Origin of the sequence: Sphingobium indicum BiD32 (genome assembly GCF_000382885.1) — a bacterium.
Classification (GTDB): Bacteria; Pseudomonadota; Alphaproteobacteria; order Sphingomonadales; family Sphingomonadaceae; genus Sphingobium; species Sphingobium japonicum_C.
Genome location: NZ_CAVK010000015.1, coordinates 1 through 17,569 on the forward strand (window position 1 = coordinate 1; position 17,569 = coordinate 17,569).

The following is a 17,569-nucleotide window of genomic DNA, read 5'->3' on the forward strand; positions in this document are numbered from 1 at the left end:
AGCGCGGCCCTGGGCCGCTCAAACTATTGCGGTCGCTTTAAGAAGGAGAACCAGCGGCGGCGTGGGGGCTTTGCGACAATGGGAGGATCGATCTGATCTCCGCCAGCTTCATTCCAGAAGGCTTGCCAGCGTTCTGATTCAGCGCGGAGAGCTGCGGCGCGCTCATCAACCGCCCGCAAGCGTCTATGATAATCGTGAGGGGACCTGCTCATGAAAACGCTGTGAGCCTGATTGGATAATGGATGGTGGTGTTCCAGGGTTAATGCCGGAATTATCAACGCAAGGCATGGGGTTAGAGATCAAAGCCCGGAGAGCGCGAAGCACGCGGCGATCGAGCCAACCAGAGCGATCAGGAGAACGGGACGCCTCGGCGCTGCACTGACGGTGATGGTCGCGCCGGCGCAGGCCCATAGCAAGGTGGCGGCGGGACCGGCCCGGTAGATCAGGAAGCCGATATAGCTGTTCGGCAGGAACTGCGGATAATCGACAATCAGGCGTGCGACGATCCCGCCGCCTGCGAGAATGAGCGCGGCGATCAGCCATGCCGCGATTGCCTCGATGCGCGGCGATGCACTGTGCCTGGGCGCGGCCTGCATCGTCGTTCGCGTCGCATCATTCATGCTGATCTTCCCTTATAGCCCTGACCGTCACCCGAATGGGCGGAGACGGCTTTGCTGGCTCCGTGGAGCCGCGCGGCGCAGCCGTGTGGTGGAATAGGGCAGGTTCCCGGCTCCGATCATTTGCACTTGTTCGGCAGCTGGCCCCTCTCGATCGCCAGATTCCTCATCGCCTCGTAATCGACACCCCAAAGGCCTCGTCGCTCATCGGCAGCGTCTTTCATGAAACGGGCATAGGCCAGCCCTGAATGTTGCCTGTAATCAACGGCATATCCATGGCGTACCATCGTTGCCGAAACAGATGCCCCATTCGACCGAAACCGGCACGACAGGTTAGACCCGCCCCAGCTCGTCCGCCGCGTGTTGCATATCGGCTCGATCGTCAACTTTTCGTCCTGAAAATCGCTCGTGCAATCCATGCCGCCATTTTGCTTCACCAGCTCTTCCAAATAGAGCTGCGCTGCGATCTTGGGCACATTGCCCTTGCCGTCCTCATCCGGCGCATCAATTCCCGACAACCGCACCCGCTTTTTATCGAGCGTTTCGAGCGTATCGCCGTCGATAATGCGCGGGTTCTCGACATGGATTGAAACCGGCTCGCTATTCCTCGCCTGCATCTGATTGAACAGCGCGCCGAACGCGAAAACAGAGAGAATGGGCAACGCGATTTGCTGATTTCGCGGCCATTTTTTGAAACCTCGGATCAGCACCTGGCTCTCTCCTGAAGAATGTCGTTCCAGTCCATCGGCGCCGGGGCTGGCGGGAGGATGATTTTCAGTTCGCGGTCGTTGGCAGTGAGGTGGTCGCGCGCGTCCTCTATGGCCTGTGCGGCTTCCTGGCCGTGTTGCGAGTAGATGACGATTTTGCGGATGCGTTCGGGGATCGCGATCAGGCCATAGCGGCGAATGCCGCCAGCGCCCCACACCTTGAATTTCCCGTCACTAAGCTGGGTGACGGAAACGGCTTCCTCGAAGCCTTCCGCGAGGCGCAGAACATCGCCGGTTGGCTGGCCGCCGATCCGCATGGCGGCGTGTCGGACCAGGCCGAGCGTCAATTTCGCCTCGCGCAGCGCCGCATGGTAGCGTTTCTCGCCGGTTGCTGGATCGAGCAAGATCCGCTGCACGGCGATTATGCCTTCGTCGGCCTCGAACGGCACGAGAAGGGCAGGATGCTCTTCGCGGGCGTCGGGCGGACCAACGATGCAGCGCGGAGCGAAGCGGAGCTTGAGGCCGGTCGGGTCGATTGCGCGCGAACGCAGATAGCGTTCAGCCGCGGTGCCTGCGATCGGCGCGGCGGAATCCCATAGTTGGAGGGCGAGCTTCCGGCGCGAGGGTTCGGGCGCGCGATCGACCGTTTCACCGCTCGTGTGGCGATTGATTTTGCGGCTGTTGAGCGCGGACCAGACGGCTTCCTGACTGCAACCGGCCCAACATTTGAATAGGACGGCCTTCTTGCCGGGGGTGACTTGGAGCGACGGATTGCGGTCGTTGTGGGCTGGACAGCAAACCATGCCATATGAGCCGCGCCAGTGGCCGCCCATATCCGCTACGATCTGACGTGCGCGTGCTTCGACGTCCATCTGCATCGAACTTCTTTCGTCAACGGTATCCCGACATTGGGATTTATACACATTTCACGATGGCGGGCAAACGGTCGGGATACATGCCAATATCGCGCATGGCCCGACTAGGGCCATTCAATATAAATATCTCCGCCGGTTATCTTCACTTGCGGATGACTCACGTTCTTTCGCCTCAATCGCTTGGCCCAGGCTGGCGAGAATGTCCGCCAGCTCGCGCTTGTCCCGCTCTTCGCGGGTTAGCTCCCATAGGGGCAGCTGATCCCTCATGCGCTCCATGTCGCGCGCCGCCTCGATCTGGCGATATTGTTCGCAAGCGGGGGCTGGATCGGCCGCGACGCCGCGACGGCGGCGAGCAGCGAAGATTTTCGAGAGGAAGGCGGGGAAGAGGAAGCGATAGGCGTTCGTGGCCTGCTTGATGCGCGGGCCAGCGCCTTGCGCTTCGTGGTCGGGAACCGGCTCGTAGCGCCTGAACCAGTCGATAATTCGCGCGTCTTTGAGACGCGAAAGCGCCTGAACGACGCAATTCTTGCTGAGGCCGGTTCCATCCATGATCGTGTGAAGACTGGGGAACAGCGCGCCAGTGCTATAGTCGATGACGCGGGCCAGGAACTCGATGATCTGGATGCCGGCCTGTCCGATAGCTCCGTTGCGAATGCGCGGTGTGGTTGTCCGCCGCTGCGCGAGCGTTTGCCGCTCGTAGAGCTTTGCGGCTTCGATCATCTCGCGCATCTGGCGAGCATTGCGGATCGGTGTGTAAGCCTTGGCCCGCTTTTCGTGGCCTACGGCGATGCTGCCGGCCCAGACTTTGACGCGCGGTTTTTCGGCACGCGCAAGCAAGGCGCGGTCGATCGTGGCGAGGCCGGTGCTACGCAGCACGGCGCCTATGGAAGTGGTCATGCGGACCTCCCTTCGTCGGTCCCGCGAGGCCAAGCACCATCGCTCCCGAAAGCACGCTTTCGAGATTGACTTTCGCCGCAGCACCACCGATAAAGAGAGCCAAGTTAGAAGCGCTCACTTCGGTGGCACAAACAGCCCTCGCTCAGCCAAGCGAGGGTTTTTTGTTGTCCTGTCGCCTCGGGGAGCCACCCCGCACGCAACAGATGAATCGCCGACTCCAAGGCGGAATCAGCGCGTCATAACTGGCTCAAGTTTAAGGGGTTGGCAAGAATAAGCGTGCGCGCACGCTTATAACGCGCTCGTCACGCCAATTTGCGGTAGTGGCGCAGATAGTCGGGATATTCGATCCCGCGTGCCTTCAAGAGATTGATCGTCGCCTCTTCGACCAGGGCAGCAACGGACGTTTGTTCGCGCTCAGCGAGGTTCTTGATCTCGGCCGCCAGCTCGGGTTTCACCGATGCTGCGAGATTTCGCGTGTTGGCGCGGCTCGGCCGACGCCGGGGCAAAGGAACCGGGAGAAGAGGGTCTTCCTGTCTTTTCGGGCGCGCCATAGGTCTAGAACACAAGAGGTTGGTGTGGTGCCGGAATAAGCGTGTTGACACGCTTAATGGCTGTAATGTGGTTGCGCGGCAAGAGACGACAAGCCGGGTTGCCCTCGCCGTCAAAGCGAGGATAGACATATCCTAATCGGTAAAAGGGAATAAATCACGATGCCGCATAGCGACGATTGGCAGTATGATCCGATCCTTGAGCGCGAACTAACCACCCGCCGCCCTGCTGGGGGAATGATCCAAGCGGTCGAAATTGCGCAACTGCCGTCGAGTGAATGGATCATCAATGTCAAAGTATCGTGGCGTGGCGATAAGTGGCTGAATGTCTGCCTATTCGAGCAACCAACGCTTAAAACCTACAAGCGACTGTCAAGCGCTGTGCGGCATGTCGTGCTCGATTACGGATATGAGGATGACCATATCCGATTGGTTCCCGACAAACAATGCAGCAACAAATTGGCGTTTTAGGCTTCCCTTTCCCCCTCATCGTGATATGTGCATAAATCTCGATGACGAGGGAGAAAGCGATGAAAGCTTTTAATTTCGCGCTCGCGACCGCCTTGGTGGGGGCTGCGGTGCAATCGACCCCCGCTGTAGCGTCGGATAATACTTGGGCATGTGAGGTTGTGCTGTGCATCTCCAACCCGGGTGGTCCGACGCAATATCCAGCCTGTGTTCCACCGATAACGAAACTGTGGCGCGTGCTGGCTCTCGGCGGCAGCTTCCCGACATGCACGGGCGGGGGCATCGCCAAGACCAAATACAAGAAGCCGGATGATGGGAGGCCTGGTCGCTTGACGGTCACTTGGACTGACGGGCGGCAACAGACCTACTATCAGCCGCGCAACTGACCGGGAGCGGGAACGTGTTCCTCGAAACCGGGGCCGTTCTTTCGCTGGCGGCGCAATGCGCCCCAGCGGTAGCGCCGCATACGATCGCCGCGATCGTGGATGCGGAATCTTCGAACTATGTTTTTGCGATCAACGTCAACGGCGTGGCCAGTCAGCCTCGCCGTCCGCGTAATGAGGCTGAGGCCATCGCAACCGCGCGCTCCTATGTGGCTCGCGGCTACAGCGTGGATCTCGGCCTCGGCCAAATCAATTCACGCAACATGGGATGGCTCGGCCTAACGTGGGACACTGTTTTCAAGCAGTGCTCCAATATCGAAGCGGCAGGCCGGGTGCTCCTGTCCAATTTCCGTTCGGCCAAGACGGGGCGCACCCCGCAAGAGGCCCTTCGGGTCGCACTCAGCATGTATAACACAGGCTCTCAATCGAGAGGTTTCCGCAACGGCTATGTCGCCCGCGTGGAGAACGCAGGTCGCCGCGTCAGCGGTCGGCCTGCGACCGCAATCCCGACTGTCATCGTGGGCGATCAGCCCGCCAGCGCCGCCATGAGCGACACTGGCGCCGGTCGTGTGCCGGTGGAGCTGGCGGAAATCGCAGCGGAGAACATGGAGGCGGCTCCACCGCCTGCACCGCCTGCGTGGGATGTTTTCGGCCGCGCCCAACACGCGCGGATTGGTTCGTAAGGCGAAGATAGGAGTTATCGAATGTTTCGTATCTGGAAGATCAAGGCTGAATCCCGGCTCGATGCGCTGCTCGCGCGTCTCAAGCCCTCGCCGCTCATGGCGCGCGCGCTGCCCCTGTCGCTGCTGGCAAGCCTGCTCGTAGCGGAGCCGGCTTTTGCGCAGGCAAACTTTGAAGGCCTGGCCGACAACATTCTCGGCCTGCTGAGCAACGGTTTGCTCCGCACGCTTGCGATCATCGCGATCATCGTCGTTGGCCTTCTGTGGTTCCTCGGCCGCGCGTCGGTGCAGATGCTCGTCACGGTCGTAGTTGGCGTGGTGATCGTGTTCTCCGCGCCTTGGATCGTCGACACGATTACGGGGTGATCGGGGATGGACGGTCAGGAAGAAATGACAAAAGACCCGCTGTTCTTGGCCGTCACCCGCCCCGCTTTGTGGGCGGGTGTTCCCATTGAAGCGGGCGCGCTCATCATCATGGCGGGCGCAATCACGTTAGTTGGTTCGGGCAATCCTCTCTACGGCGGCGCGGCCGCCGTCGCGCTTTATGCGATGGCGCGGCTTATCGTTCGGCATGACGTGAACGCATTCCGGCTGATCTTCCTGTGGGGCCGGACCAAAGCGGCGAACCGGAACCGCGTCTTTTGGGGTGGATCGAGCTACACGCCGCTGCCGCTCTACGGAATCAAGCGAAAGGGATTTGGTCGTGGTGTTCGGTAAGAGCGCGCTCGCGGAGAAGGTGCCTTTTGACAAGGCCAAACGGGAGGAAATGCCCGAGAAATTCTTGCCGTATTCGCGGCATGTCAATGAGCATGTGGTCGCCCTCGATAACGGCGATCTGATGCTCATGCTCGAACTGGATGGACGGCCCTTTGAGACTTCGGACGTGCGCGATCTGAATGATTGGCACACGCGCCTCAACGGGGTCTGGCGCAATATCCATGACGAGCGGCTTTCGATCTGGACGCACATGTTGCGGATGCGCGTGCGCGACTATCCAGGCGGCACGTTCCGCTCGCATTTCGCCGCGAAGCTCGATCAAAAATACTATGAGCGGATGACGGCCGAACGCATGTTCCGCAACCGCTTCTTCATGACGGTCGTGATCCGCCCAACAGCAAACGCGACCGACAAGCTGATGGATTTCCTGCGCAAGAAGCAGGAGGACAAGAACGCCAATATCGCGGAAGCTCTAGAGCTGCTGGAAGACAAGGTGCGCGATCTGGAAAAGCTACTGCTGCGCGTTCGTCCGCGCCGTGTCGGCATCTATGAGCACCGGGGTCTCCTGTTCTCCGAACCGCTGGAAATATTGAACCAGGTGATGACCGGGCGCTATCGGCGCTGTCCTCTGGTCCGTGGCCGTCTCGGCTCGGCGCTCTATGCGAGCCGCGCCATCATCGGCGCTGAGACATTTGAGGTCCGCGACGCCGATCATTCGATGTTCGGCGGCATTTTCGGCATTCGCGAGTATCCGTCATCGACAACGCCGCGCCAGTTTGAATCGCTGCTTTCGGTCGATTTCAGCCTCGCCATAACGCAGTCGTTCACGTTCCTGTCGCGCACAGCGGCAACAGAACGGTTTCGGCTTCGCCAGACCCAAATGGCGAACGCCGGTGACAAGGCGATCAGCCAGATGGATGAGCTGATCGACGCGGCCGACGATTTGCAATCGAACCGCTTTGTGCTGGGGGACCATCATTTCACGCTGACGGTGTTCGCGGAAGATTTGAAGAAGCTGCGCGATAACATGTCGATCGCGCGCGCGGCGCTGGCCGATACGGGCATGGTCGCCGCCCGCGAAAGCGCGGCGCTGGAAGCTGCCTATTGGTCGCAGCTGGTCGGCAACTTCGCGTGGAGGGCGCGCCCCGCGCCGATCACGTCATATAATTTCTCGGCGTTCTCGCCCTTCCATACGTTCCCTGCAGGGCACGAGGACGGCAATCATTGGGGGCCTGCGGTCGCCTTGCTCAAGACAAGCGCTCGCAGCCCCTATTACTTCAATTTCCATTCGGCAGACCTGGGCCATTCGATGGTCATTGGTCCATCGGGCGGCGGTAAGACGGTGCTGGTCAACTTCCTGATGGCGCAGCTCGAAAAGTTCAACGCGCGCCATATCTTCATCGACAAGGATCAAGGCGCGGAAATTTTTGTCCGAGCCAGCGGCGGCACCTATCTCGCGCTGCGCAACGGGGAACCTACGGGCTTCGCTCCGCTCAAGGCGCTCGACAATACGGCTTCCCATCGCGCGTTCCTCGGTCGCTTCATCCGCCAGCTGGTGAAGCAAGAGGGGGCGCCGATCACGGTGCAGGAATCGCACCTGATCGACGATGGCATCGAAGCCGTGATGAAGCTGCCACGCGAGCAACGCTCGCTGTCGGCGCTGCGGACCATGCTCGGCATGTCGGACTCGGGCGGCGTCGGCGCGCGCCTAGTCAAGTGGACCTCCGAGGGGAACCTTGGCTGGGTTTTCGATAATGAGGAAGATTCCATGTCTCTCGAAGCCCGTTTCGTGGGCTTCGATATGACCGACTTCCTCGAAAACGCGGAAATCCGCACGCCGGTCATGCTCTACCTGTTCGAGCGGATAGACGCGCTCCTGACAGGCGAGCGCATGGTTATTGCGATTGACGAATTTTGGAAGGCGCTGGCCGATCCGGCGTTCACGGCATTCGCGCAGGATGGCCTCAAGACATACCGCAAGCGCAATGCGTTCCTCGTCTTTGCAACACAGTCGCCTGCGGACGCGCTGCGGTCCACGATCAGCCATTCGATCTTGGAGCAGGTCGCGACGAAAATCTTCCTGCCCAATCCGTTCGGCCAGCGCCGGGATTACATCGAAGGCTTCTCGCTCTCGGAGGCGGAATTTAAGCTGGTGCGCGAAGAGCTGTCGCCGGAAAGCCGCAAATTCCTCGTGAAGCAGGGCCATGACTCCGTTGTGGTCGGCCTGGATCTCATTGGCATGGACGATGAACTGGCCGTGCTGTCGGGCCGCGCTGAAACAACGGGCGTGGCCCGCGAAGTGATTGCCGAACTGGGCAATGATCCGAAGCTCTGGTTGCCGGAATTTCACCGGCGCCGGCGCCCAAGCTGAAAGGAGTGAGACTATGAAGCAGCTTATCTTGGCGGCTGTGTCGATCGGGAGCCTTGCGGCCGCGACGCCAGCCAGTGCGCAGGGTATCCCTGTGTTCGATAGCACGTCGGTGCTCAAGCATATCGAACAAATCCAGAAGACCATGCAGATGATCGAGCAAGGTCGCCAGCAGATTGCGGAAGCGCAGCAGCTCTACCAAGGGTTGAACCAGCTGACCGATGTTTCCTCGATCGCCAACCAGCTTAAGACAGATTCACTTCGCACCCTGGGCGTTGATGTGAACTCGCTCGAACGCATGGCGCGCGGCGATTTTGGCGGCGGCGGCAGCTACGGCGGGCGATCTGATGCGATCTATCAGGACATGCTCGAACGTCTCGGCGTATCCGCGAATGGCGATCAGACTGACGTTCGCTATCAGACAGCTCGCTCGATCGCGATGGACAAGGCCATGGCCGAAGGCATGGGCGAAGCGGCCACATCGCGCGGTGAGGGTCTGGAAGAGCTGCGCAATCGACTTGCGACCGCATCAACAGCCAAGGAAGTTGCTGACCTTCAAGCGCGCATCCAGCTCGAAAGCGCGTCGATGATGAACGACCAGCTCCGCGTCGAAGCGTTGGAGCGAGCGCGCAGAGCGGAGGCCGCGGCGCACACGGCCGAAGCTTTTGCGGACAGGTCGCGCAAACGCGATGAGCAGCGTGCGCGAGCGCGGGCGGCAGCTGGAATTTGACCATGAAGAAAATGGTCCTTCTTGCGATCAGCGCAGCCGGCTTGCTCGCCGGCTGCGAACGCGCGCCCACATTTCCCGAGATTTTAATGACCTATCATGACGTTGATTGGCTCAAAACTCATGAAGATCAGATTCCGGTGATCGTCGCTGAGTGCGACAAGATCGTGAACAGCGAACTCAAACAGTCGGACCTCCCCATGCCAGTGGCTCGCAATTGCGGAGGCATAAAGAACAAAATCGCCTCCATTGAAAGGTCGCGGAAACGTGATGAGCAGCGTGCGCGAGCACGGAAGGCAGCTGGAATGTAAGGCTGTAATAACAGCTTGAATTATATCTAATCGGAGCGGTCTGGTGGAATACGATCTATTTACGAATGCCTATCAGGGCTTCACCAACGAACTCAATTCGGTAGTTGTGTCCAACTATGCTGGGTTTGTTGGGTGGATCGCTGGACCGCTCCGCACTGGCATGATCATTTACATAATCCTGCTAGGCTACGCGATTATGCGCGGGGCCGTGCAATACCCCTTCCGCGAATATGTCTATCGCTCGCTTATGCTGGCCGCGCTCTATTATGCTGTGACAAACCTCTATGGAGCATCGCTCGCACAGATGATCGTGACCGGCCTGCCGCATGAGTTTGCCTCGATCGTAGGCGGCTCACCGGACGGCGTTGGTGGGTCTTTCGATGGGATGTGGGCGCGGGTCGATGATGCACTGCTCGCGATGCAGGATGCGACCGAGAAATACGCAGAGGAACACGCCTCACTGACTGATATTCCCGGCGCTGCGGCCGCAATTATGCTGTGTATCGGTGCCACTATCATCATTCTTTTGACAGCGATCGCGGCTCTGTTCGCACTGGCTGTCGGCTTTGTGATCGTGCTCTATGCGCTGTTTGCGCTCGCCTGTCTGGCGGTGGTCGGGCCGATCTTCGTAGCAGCGCTGCTGTTTGATTCCACCAGAAGCTACTTCTTCTCATGGCTCGGCAGCGTCCTCAACTTTCTGATGTTGTCGCTATTTGCGATGCTTCTTGTGCTCGTTGTGGCCAATGTCGCTGAATCGGCAACAGCAACATTCGATGGCGATTTTGACAACATCTGGAGCACCTGTATCCGGATCATCGCGTTCTACATTCTCGCCTGCTTTTTCTTCATCCAAATCCCCGGAATAGCTGCCTCACTTGGCGGCGGCGCGGCTGCAATGGTGACGCAGTTCGGCAACGCGGTGACGAAGGGTGGCGGGGCAGTTGCAACGGGCGCAGGGCACGCGGCCAGCGATGCCCGCGCCATGGGGGCCAGCATGGGGCGGGGCTTCTCGTCGGCGGTTCGCCGTTGGCGCAACCGAAACACAATCACCAGAGCTTGAGGGAACGAATATGCGCAAGTTGCTTGGACTCGGAATCTGCCTGGCGCTGGCGGCCTGCGCAGGTCAGCCCGTCAAAAAGCCAGCCAAATGTGAGGGGCCGATGCGGCCTGCAAATCCGCATGGGCTTACCCTCCCCACAATCCCGGATCAGGCCGCACAGCGAACCGCGCCGGCAAATGTGGACGTGTTCAATCAGGGTGCACCGGCAACGCCGGACGCGGCCCCGGCAGACCCCTCCACTCCGGGCAATGAACAGTCGGACGCATCGCGGGCGGTCGAAGTGCCGCGTCTAAGCGCCTCGCTGCGCGGCCCGATCTACTCGAATTGCTGAGGTGTTACGATGGCAGTTGGTATTCCAAAGGACGAGCTGAAAGCCTATTTTGAAGAGGCTGCAAGCTGGGAACGTGACAAGCTTGCGGCGGCCGAGCGCTCCAAAAAGCTGGCGTGGGTCGTCGCTGGCGTTGCTGGCGCCCTGGCGACTGCTGGCGTTGTGGCCGTTGCAGCCCTGACGCCTCTAAAAACGGTCGAGCCATATGTTATCACGGTGGACCGTAACACGGGCGAGGCGTCGATCGCCGCCAAGCTCCACGGTGACGCGACGATCACCTATGACGAGGCGGTCCGTAAGTATTTCCTCGCTACCTATGTCCGCTATCGCGAAGGCTGGATAGCGGCCGCTCGCGAAGAATATTTCGATGCGGTCATGGTCATGTCGGCGCGGCCCGAACAGGATCGGTGGTCACGCTTCTACAAGACCGACAATCCCCAAAGTCCGCAAAACATCCTTGCGAACCGCACTGATGTTTTTGTCGAAATCAAGCGGGTGTCGTTCCTGGGCGGCAACGTCGCGCAGGTCTATTTCACTAAGGAATCTGTGACCGGCTCGAACTCGACCAAAACCGATGCCGTCGCGACCATCAAATACAAGGTCGATGGCACGCCGAGCAAGGAAGTGGACCGCTTCAAGAATCCGCTTGGCTATCAGGTCGAGAGCTATCGCGCTGACGTGGAGGTGCCCCAATGACCGTGTTGAAGTGGAGCGCCCCGTTTGCGCTCGCGATCGCGCTAGCTGCGTCGCCGGCGATGGCCGAAGAAACGCCTCATGCGACGGTGCTCGATCACCGGGTTCGTGAAGCGAACTACAATGATCGGCAAGTCTATGAGATTCCGGGTGTATTCCGCATCGCCACGGAAATCGTCTTCGCCAAGGATGAAGTAGTCGAGCATGTGGCGTTGGGCGATACCGTGTCTTGGGAAGTCGCACCGGCTGCCAATTCGCTTTTCATCAAACCGCGCGAGCGCGCGGGTCGCACGAACCTGACAGTCATAACCCGTTCACGCTACGGCCCGCGCAGCTACCGCTTCGCTCTGTCGCCAACGCAGCGCGGCAGCGGCTTCTATACGGTCGTTTTCCGCTATCCTGAACAGGAAGCGGCCGAGGCGCAGGCGCAAGCCGCAATGGCCCAGCTGGCCCAGCTGAAAGCCTTGGAACGCGGCGCGGTGAAGTCCGCGCTCGATATTGGCGTGCTGGAAGGCACACGCAACGCCGATTACATCATGCAAGGATCGACGACCATCCAGCCCTCCGAAGTGTCTGACAATGGACAGTTCACCGTGATGCGCTTCCCCAACCAGCGTGAATTGCCGGCGTTCTTCGTCGTCAATCCTGATGGATCGGAAGCCATCGCCTCCTTCGATGTGCGCGATGAATATGTGGTGCTGCACGGGGTTTACAGGACAATCCGGCTGCGCCGGGGCCTCGAAGTGCTCTGCATCCACAATCAGAAAACCGACTATTACGGGCGCGATCCCAAAACTGACACGGCCTCTGGCCTAGTCGAGCGAACCACGGGGGTTCAATAAAATGGCTGCGAACGATCATGACAACGCGCCGCATGGCGACAACATCATCTCGCAGGGCGAGACGGTCGAAAACCGGCCCCTCGCGTCTGAGCCGGTGCCCGATCCCGAAGATATTGAGCGGCAAAGCGAGCGCCAGGCGAAGATTGCCGCTCTGCCGAACAGGTCGATCGACCCCAAAAAGGCGGTCGTTCTCGCGGCGGTTGCCTGCGGCGCGATCGTTCTCGGTTTCAGCACAATCGACGCGATGCGGAGCGATCCAACCGAAAAGGCCGAGAAAGCGGAAAAGCCGGATGAAAGGCAGCTCGCCAACTACGATCCCAAGTCGATCATAGCGCCCACGCTTGCCGATGCGCCAAATGATCCGAACGCGCCGGTGCCCATGACGGAAGTGCCGGCGCTTGATGGAAGCCAAGCGCCCCGCACGGGCGGCGCGAATGGCCGCCCCCAAAAGTCTGAGGGGCAAGTCATCGCTGAGGCCCAACGCCGCGCCGGGATCATGGCTTATGGTGGCGAAAACGGCGGCGGGGTCGGTGGAGCGGTGGCAGCTGCCACCGGCCTGCCCATGGGCGGCGGCACAGGAGCACAGGGCGCGCAGTTGATTGGTGCGTCGGCCGATGGTGATGGGCAAGGTGGATCGCGCCGGACAAATCTCGAAAACATGCGCCAAACCTCGCAAATTGATCGGGTGTCAGGCCGCGACATTGGCAACCGCGATATGCTGATCCTCGCAGGGTCGTTCATTCCGTGCGTGCTGCAAACGGCGATGGATTCCAGTCAGCCCGGATATGTCAGCTGCATCATTCCCCGCGACATTTATTCGGACAACGGCCGCGTCGTCCTGCTGGAAAAGGGAACGCGCGTCTTGGGCGAATATCAAACCGGCGTCCAGCGCGGCAAATATCGTCTCTTTGCGGTATGGAACCGCGCGGTTACGCCTCGCGGCGTGGCGATCGACGTAGGTTCGCCCGCCAGCGACGCGCTTGGCCGTTCAGGTATGGCAGGCGGCGTGAAGAACTTCTTTTGGGAACGCTTCGGGGCCGCGCTGTTGTTCAGCTCGCTCAACGATGCCGCCTCGATCGCCGCCTCGGAAGTCTCCGACGCCGATAATGTCACGCGGGTTCCCAGCCAAGCGTCGGACACGATCTTGCGGGACACGATGCAGATTCAGCCGGTGCTTCGCATCAATCAGGGCGCGGAAGTGGGGATTATGGTCGCTCGCGACTTCGATTTCTCCAACATCTACGGCCTGCGGCTGAGGCGCGGCCAGTGAGCAATACGGCTGTCCTCGAAAACGCCCTGCTGCCGCTGCGTCCTCTTCTTGCGCGTGAGGACGTAACGGAGCTGGTGATTAACAAGGCTGGCGAAGCGGCGATTGAAACGCGCAATGGATGGTCCTGGGAGACATTGCCTGACCTCAATGAAAAGTCGCTGCTCGCGCTCGCGCGGGCAGCGGCGGCTTTCACGCATCAGGACATAAGCCAGTCCACGCCGATCTGCTCCACAATCCTCCCCAGCGGTGAGCGCGTGCAGCTGGTTGTGCCGCCTGCTGTCCCTGCCGGCACCGTGTCCATCACCATCCGCAAACCGTCATCGGTGACGTTGACGATGGAGGACTTCGAGCGCGGTGGGCTGTTTAGCGAGACAAAGATCGCAACTAGGCAAGTCTCGCCGCTCGATGTTGAATTGCGCGATCTGCTCGACGCAGGAAAGCACGTCGAATTTTTCCAAAAGGCGGTCCAAGGCCGCAAGAATATCCTGATTTCGGGCGCTACCGGCTCGGGAAAGACGACGCTCTCTAAAGGGCTGATCCAGCTCATTCCGCCGCATGAGCGGCTGCTGACGATCGAAGACACGCGCGAATTGGTCGTTCCGCATCGCAACGTGGTCCACATGCTCTACGCGAAGGACAAGCAGGGCACCGCGAAAATCTCTGCAAAGGATCTTCTGGAATCGGCCCTGCGTATGCGGCCTGACCGGATACTGTTGCAGGAGCTGCGCGACGGCACCGCGTTCTTCTATCTCCGCAACGTCAACTCAGGCCATCCCGGCTCGATCACGACGATCCATGCGGACTCGGCCGAACTCGCGTTCGAACAGCTGACATTGCTGGTCAAGGAAAGCGAGGGCGGCGCCGATCTGGCCCGTGACGACATTCGCAGCCTGCTCAAGCTGCTGGTTGATGTGGTCGTGCAGACCAAGAAGGTCGAAGGCCGCTTTCGCGTGACGGAGATATATTTTGATCCAGAAAACAGGCTCTAACAGGCTCGCACTGGCCCTCGTCCTCCTTCCGATCACGCTCCTGCTGATCGGCCTGCTGACCGGCACGGTGGCGTGGTTCTTCCTTAAGATGCCCGCCGCGGCTTATGATCCGCTCACGCTCCCCGGCTTCTTCTGGTATTACCGGCATGATCCTGTCGTGACCGAAGCGCTTTGGCGAGGCGCGGTCATAGGCGTGCCGTTGCCGGTGTTGCTCATGGCGATCGTCCTGCGGCCGAAAAAGAACCTTCACGGTGAAGCTCGTTTCGCGCGCGAAGGTGAAATCCGCAAGGCGGGCCTTCGCGCGAAAAAGGGCATTGTGCTCGGCCGCTTCCGCAATGGCTTTTTCCGCAACGGCTTTCTCATGGTGGGTAAGATGGAGCATGTATTGCTCGAAGCCCCTACCGGATCGGGCAAGGGCGTCGGCATCGTCATTCCCAATCTGTTGCAATGGCCGGATTCGGTTGTCGTGCTCGATATTAAGCGTGAGAACTACGAAATCACGGCGGGTTTCCGCCGCAAAGGCGGCCAAAAGGTTGTCCTGTTCAACCCTACGGACAGGGAAGGCCGCACGGCCCGCTACAACCCGCTCAGCTACATCAACAGGTCCGACCCGATTGAGGTTCTGGTCGAATTGCAGAAGATCGCCACGATGCTCTTCGTGCCTCCGGAAAAGGGCGAGGCGTTCTGGACGGAATCAGCCCGCACGGCATTTGTCGGCATTGCATCGTGGATCGCGGCCAAGCCTGAACGTCCCTTCTCGTTTGGCGAGATCTACCGGACCATCACGATGCCAGGGATGAAGGCATTCTTCGCCAAGGAAGCCGGCGATGGTGCGCTATCGGAAGGGTGCCGCGCTGCGTTGAGCGATTTTACGTCCAGCGCTGACAACACATTCACCGGCATTATCCAGACCGTCACCTCCAAGCTCAATCTCTGGATCAATCCGATTGTCGATCGCGCGACTGCCGAAAGCGACTTTTCCCTGACGGACCTTCGCCGCATCCCGACCTCGATCTATCTCGGCGTTTCGCCGGATGAACTCGATAGGGTCGCGCCGCTCTACAATCTGTTTTTCCAACAGCTGATCGACCTCAACACGCGGCAACTGCCCGACGATAGCGAAAAGCTGTCCGTGCTGCTCATTCTGGACGAATTTGCGCGGCTCGGCCGCGCCCAGGTCATTGCAAATGCGTTCTCCTATGTGCGCGGCTATGGGCTTCGTCTGCTTCCCGTCATCCAGTCACGCTCCCAGCTGCGAAATGTCTATGGGGAGCATGGCGCGGACGAAATCGTATCAAACTGCGGGGTCGAAATTGCCTTCACGCCCAAGGAACTGCGGGTCGCAAAGGAACTGTCCGAACGCCTCGGTTATCTCGGTCAGGATGCGGAAAGCCGGTCCCTGACGATACATGGATTGCTCGCCAATCGAAGCAAGACAATCTCCGAACAGCGGCGCGCACTGATGCTCCCTCAAGAGCTGATGCAGCTGCCCGAAGACGATATTCTCGTCATCCGGGGCGGTATCCCCGTCATTCGCGGGAAGAAAATTCGCTACTTCAAGGATGCCGTGTTCCGCTCGCGCTTGACGCCTGCGCCGAAAGTGCCGGCGCTGCCCAAGCCGATCGCCCCGATCGCGACCATCGATGATCTGAGCGATGAAGAGCTGGCGGCTTTCAACGATTATTCCGCACTGGCCGATGACCAGGTGCAGGACATTCCCGAAGACGTTCTCGCCCTCGATCGCGACATGCCGAACCTGACAGTGAAGGACGGCAGCATGGCTTTCGATGAAATCGACTTCGACGACATTATTGGTCCCGACCCGACAAAAGAGGAGTGGGAAGGCCAGCGCCGGGATCTAGTTCTAAGTGAAGGAGAAGAATATGGCCGATGATGACACAAGCCAGCGCGGTGCATCTGAGCCACGCCCTTTCGAAGTTCGCGGCGGACCGGGGAACAGCAAACAGTCGTTCGCTACTCTTCCCGATGCGATGCAGGCTTACGTCAAGGCGGACAATGGCGATCATTCGCTGACGATGCAGAAAGGTGGCAAAACTGCTTGGCTAGCATCCACGGACTGGCAGAACGATGGCTCAACGCCGGTGGGGCAATACTTAAGCCCTGCTATTAGGGACTATCATAGCGCCGTAAAACGCGGGGCGCCTGCCGCTGAATTGGAGCCCCGCGAGCGCGCCGCGCTGGCCGATGTTGAGGCTTGGCCTCGGACGGTAAAGCGCGAAGCGGCACCATCGGCCCCGGCCGACAAGGCGCTGAATATTGTTGAGGGCGAACGGTCGAAGGCGGAAAAATCAGAGCCTGCGCCCTCCCGCGCCGACGCTCCGTCGAAGACGGCGAACCAAGACAAGAAGGTCGAGGATACAACCTTGGCCCTTCCGGCGCAGATCGAACGCAAATATCTGCGCGTAGGCGACGATCTGTTTCGGAGCGGCCGCGATGAAAAGCCCGATATGTCGATCAAGGGACAAGATGGCATTCGGATCAACAAGGACCATGCGATTGGCGATGCGGTCGCCATTGCGAAGCATAATGGCTGGCAGTCGATCCGTGTTCATGGCAGCGATGATTTCAAGAAGGCGGTCTATCTGGAAGCCGCCCGCGCCGGTGTCGCCGTCAAAGACTTCGAGCCTTCTCCCCAGCTGAAGCTTGAGGGAGAAAGACTGGCGGCGCGTGACAAGGCGCGCGAAGCTCAAGACCCTACGAAAAGAGCGAGCATGGCAAAGCAAGACCCTACCGAGTCTCGCGCAGCGGCCGAGCAATTCCGCCGTAACTCCCACCGCGAGAATGCGACCGATCCGCAATTCAAGGCCGCGCAGTCGCACGTCCTGGCGGCCTCAATCGAAGCTAAAACGCGCTTTCCCAAAAAGGAGGATCAGGCGCGCTACATCGAGAACGCGAAGGAAACGGTGGCCAAGCGGATTGAGAACGGCGGACCGATTCCTGCGGCCCGTTTCGAGCAACAGCGCCAGAACGAGGCTACCCGCATAGCGCGCGAGGATTTGACGCTTCGCCAGCAGGAGCGGAAGCCGTCCCGCTCGCGCTAAGTGCATGGCACATGCCTTTTGGAAACA

The 17,569-nt window shown here is 59.9% G+C and carries 20 protein-coding genes; 15 read left to right on the forward strand and 5 right to left on the reverse strand.

Annotation, left to right across the window (positions count from 1 at the left end; translation table 11 throughout):
• Positions 1-299: 299 nt before the first annotated feature.
• The 5 genes from EBBID32_RS01770 to EBBID32_RS23930 form a co-directional block, all read right to left on the reverse strand.
• Entirely contained in the window at positions 300-620 is a 321-nt protein-coding gene (locus EBBID32_RS01770; RefSeq protein WP_006949645.1) for a hypothetical protein, read from the reverse strand.
• Between the two features lie 116 nt (positions 621-736).
• A complete protein-coding gene (locus EBBID32_RS01775; RefSeq protein ID WP_006949646.1) occupies positions 737-1,327 on the reverse strand; it encodes a thermonuclease family protein in 591 nt (196 codons plus the stop codon).
• Complete coding sequence (locus EBBID32_RS01780) at positions 1,321-2,202, reverse strand: DUF7146 domain-containing protein (RefSeq protein ID WP_006949647.1); 882 nt, start codon at positions 2,200-2,202, stop codon at positions 1,321-1,323. Before EBBID32_RS01780 ends, EBBID32_RS01775 begins: the two co-directional genes overlap by 7 nt.
• A gap of 111 nt (positions 2,203-2,313) precedes the next feature.
• The gene (locus tag EBBID32_RS01785) at positions 2,314-3,096 is read right to left on the reverse strand and encodes a hypothetical protein (protein WP_006949648.1); all 783 of its coding nucleotides are present in this window, start codon (positions 3,094-3,096) and stop codon (positions 2,314-2,316) included.
• A gap of 302 nt (positions 3,097-3,398) precedes the next feature.
• Positions 3,399-3,551, reverse strand: a complete 153-nt coding sequence (locus EBBID32_RS23930; protein WP_006949649.1) for a hypothetical protein — start codon at positions 3,549-3,551, stop codon at positions 3,399-3,401.
• A gap of 255 nt (positions 3,552-3,806) precedes the next feature.
• On the opposite strand from EBBID32_RS23930, the gene EBBID32_RS01795 reads away from it, so the two are divergent.
• The 15 genes from EBBID32_RS01795 (at position 3,807) to EBBID32_RS01865 (ending at position 17,542) form a co-directional block, all read left to right on the forward strand.
• Complete coding sequence (locus EBBID32_RS01795) at positions 3,807-4,115, forward strand: hypothetical protein (RefSeq protein WP_004213195.1); 309 nt, start codon at positions 3,807-3,809, stop codon at positions 4,113-4,115.
• A 397-nt stretch (positions 4,116-4,512) separates the two neighbouring features.
• Positions 4,513-5,178: a lytic transglycosylase domain-containing protein gene (locus EBBID32_RS01800; RefSeq protein ID WP_004213200.1), complete on the forward strand. Its 666-nt coding sequence runs from the start codon at positions 4,513-4,515 to the stop codon at positions 5,176-5,178.
• 21 nt (positions 5,179-5,199) lie between these two features.
• Positions 5,200-5,541, forward strand: coding sequence for a TrbC/VirB2 family protein (locus tag EBBID32_RS01805; protein WP_004213202.1), 342 nt, complete (start codon positions 5,200-5,202; stop codon positions 5,539-5,541).
• A gap of 6 nt (positions 5,542-5,547) precedes the next feature.
• On the forward strand, positions 5,548-5,892 hold the full coding sequence (locus EBBID32_RS01810; protein ID WP_006949650.1) for a type IV secretion system protein VirB3: 345 nt from the start codon (positions 5,548-5,550) through the stop codon (positions 5,890-5,892).
• The gene (locus EBBID32_RS01815; RefSeq protein WP_006949654.1) at positions 5,879-8,263 is read left to right on the forward strand and encodes a VirB4 family type IV secretion/conjugal transfer ATPase; all 2,385 of its coding nucleotides are present in this window, start codon (positions 5,879-5,881) and stop codon (positions 8,261-8,263) included. Before EBBID32_RS01810 ends, EBBID32_RS01815 begins: the two co-directional genes overlap by 14 nt.
• 13 nt (positions 8,264-8,276) lie before the next feature.
• The gene (locus EBBID32_RS01820) at positions 8,277-8,990 is read left to right on the forward strand and encodes a type IV secretion system protein (RefSeq protein ID WP_006949655.1); all 714 of its coding nucleotides are present in this window, start codon (positions 8,277-8,279) and stop codon (positions 8,988-8,990) included.
• Between the two features lie 2 nt (positions 8,991-8,992).
• Complete coding sequence (locus EBBID32_RS01825) at positions 8,993-9,298, forward strand: hypothetical protein (protein ID WP_006949657.1); 306 nt, start codon at positions 8,993-8,995, stop codon at positions 9,296-9,298.
• Between the two features lie 43 nt (positions 9,299-9,341).
• Entirely contained in the window at positions 9,342-10,358 is a 1,017-nt protein-coding gene (locus EBBID32_RS01830; RefSeq protein ID WP_004213214.1) for a type IV secretion system protein, read from the forward strand.
• A 10-nt stretch (positions 10,359-10,368) separates the two neighbouring features.
• The gene (locus tag EBBID32_RS01835) at positions 10,369-10,689 is read left to right on the forward strand and encodes a hypothetical protein (RefSeq protein WP_004213216.1); all 321 of its coding nucleotides are present in this window, start codon (positions 10,369-10,371) and stop codon (positions 10,687-10,689) included.
• A 9-nt stretch (positions 10,690-10,698) separates the two neighbouring features.
• Positions 10,699-11,382 carry a virB8 family protein gene (locus EBBID32_RS01840; protein WP_004213217.1) on the forward strand — a complete coding sequence of 228 codons (684 nt, stop codon included), beginning with the start codon at positions 10,699-10,701 and terminating at the stop codon, positions 11,380-11,382.
• Positions 11,379-12,221: a TrbG/VirB9 family P-type conjugative transfer protein gene (locus EBBID32_RS01845; RefSeq protein WP_006949660.1), complete on the forward strand. Its 843-nt coding sequence runs from the start codon at positions 11,379-11,381 to the stop codon at positions 12,219-12,221. The genes EBBID32_RS01840 and EBBID32_RS01845 overlap by 4 nt, the downstream gene beginning before the upstream one ends.
• 1 nt (position 12,222) lies before the next feature.
• Positions 12,223-13,491 carry a type IV secretion system protein VirB10 gene (gene virB10 / locus EBBID32_RS01850; RefSeq protein WP_004213224.1) on the forward strand — a complete coding sequence of 423 codons (1,269 nt, stop codon included), beginning with the start codon at positions 12,223-12,225 and terminating at the stop codon, positions 13,489-13,491.
• Complete coding sequence (virB11, locus tag EBBID32_RS01855; protein ID WP_004213226.1) at positions 13,488-14,480, forward strand: P-type DNA transfer ATPase VirB11; 993 nt, start codon at positions 13,488-13,490, stop codon at positions 14,478-14,480. Before virB10 ends, virB11 begins: the two co-directional genes overlap by 4 nt.
• Positions 14,458-16,374 (forward strand): type IV secretory system conjugative DNA transfer family protein, encoded by a 1,917-nt coding sequence (locus EBBID32_RS01860; protein WP_004213227.1) that lies wholly within the window; start codon positions 14,458-14,460, stop codon positions 16,372-16,374. The genes virB11 and EBBID32_RS01860 overlap by 23 nt, the downstream gene beginning before the upstream one ends.
• Positions 16,364-17,542, forward strand: coding sequence for an LPD7 domain-containing protein (locus tag EBBID32_RS01865; protein WP_004213228.1), 1,179 nt, complete (start codon positions 16,364-16,366; stop codon positions 17,540-17,542). Before EBBID32_RS01860 ends, EBBID32_RS01865 begins: the two co-directional genes overlap by 11 nt.
• Positions 17,543-17,569 lie beyond the last annotated feature (27 nt).

What these genes read in the sequence shown, in the direction of transcription:
- EBBID32_RS01770 (WP_006949645.1), bottom strand. Translation starts at nt 620, where the DNA reads ATGAATGATGCGACGCGAACGACGATGCAGGCCGCGCCCAGGCACAGT.
- EBBID32_RS01780 (WP_006949647.1), bottom strand. Translation starts at nt 2,202, where the DNA reads ATGCAGATGGACGTCGAAGCACGCGCACGTCAGATCGTAGCGGATATG.
- EBBID32_RS01785 (WP_006949648.1), bottom strand. Translation starts at nt 3,096, where the DNA reads ATGACCACTTCCATAGGCGCCGTGCTGCGTAGCACCGGCCTCGCCACG.
- EBBID32_RS01795 (WP_004213195.1), top strand. Translation starts at nt 3,807, where the DNA reads ATGCCGCATAGCGACGATTGGCAGTATGATCCGATCCTTGAGCGCGAA.
- EBBID32_RS01805 (WP_004213202.1), top strand. Translation starts at nt 5,200, where the DNA reads ATGTTTCGTATCTGGAAGATCAAGGCTGAATCCCGGCTCGATGCGCTG.
- EBBID32_RS01810 (WP_006949650.1), top strand. Translation starts at nt 5,548, where the DNA reads ATGGACGGTCAGGAAGAAATGACAAAAGACCCGCTGTTCTTGGCCGTC.
- EBBID32_RS01820 (WP_006949655.1), top strand. Translation starts at nt 8,277, where the DNA reads ATGAAGCAGCTTATCTTGGCGGCTGTGTCGATCGGGAGCCTTGCGGCC.
- EBBID32_RS01825 (WP_006949657.1), top strand. Translation starts at nt 8,993, where the DNA reads ATGAAGAAAATGGTCCTTCTTGCGATCAGCGCAGCCGGCTTGCTCGCC.
- EBBID32_RS01835 (WP_004213216.1), top strand. Translation starts at nt 10,369, where the DNA reads ATGCGCAAGTTGCTTGGACTCGGAATCTGCCTGGCGCTGGCGGCCTGC.
- EBBID32_RS01840 (WP_004213217.1), top strand. Translation starts at nt 10,699, where the DNA reads ATGGCAGTTGGTATTCCAAAGGACGAGCTGAAAGCCTATTTTGAAGAG.
- EBBID32_RS01845 (WP_006949660.1), top strand. Translation starts at nt 11,379, where the DNA reads ATGACCGTGTTGAAGTGGAGCGCCCCGTTTGCGCTCGCGATCGCGCTA.
- virB10 (WP_004213224.1), top strand. Translation starts at nt 12,223, where the DNA reads ATGGCTGCGAACGATCATGACAACGCGCCGCATGGCGACAACATCATC.
- EBBID32_RS01865 (WP_004213228.1), top strand. Translation starts at nt 16,364, where the DNA reads ATGGCCGATGATGACACAAGCCAGCGCGGTGCATCTGAGCCACGCCCT.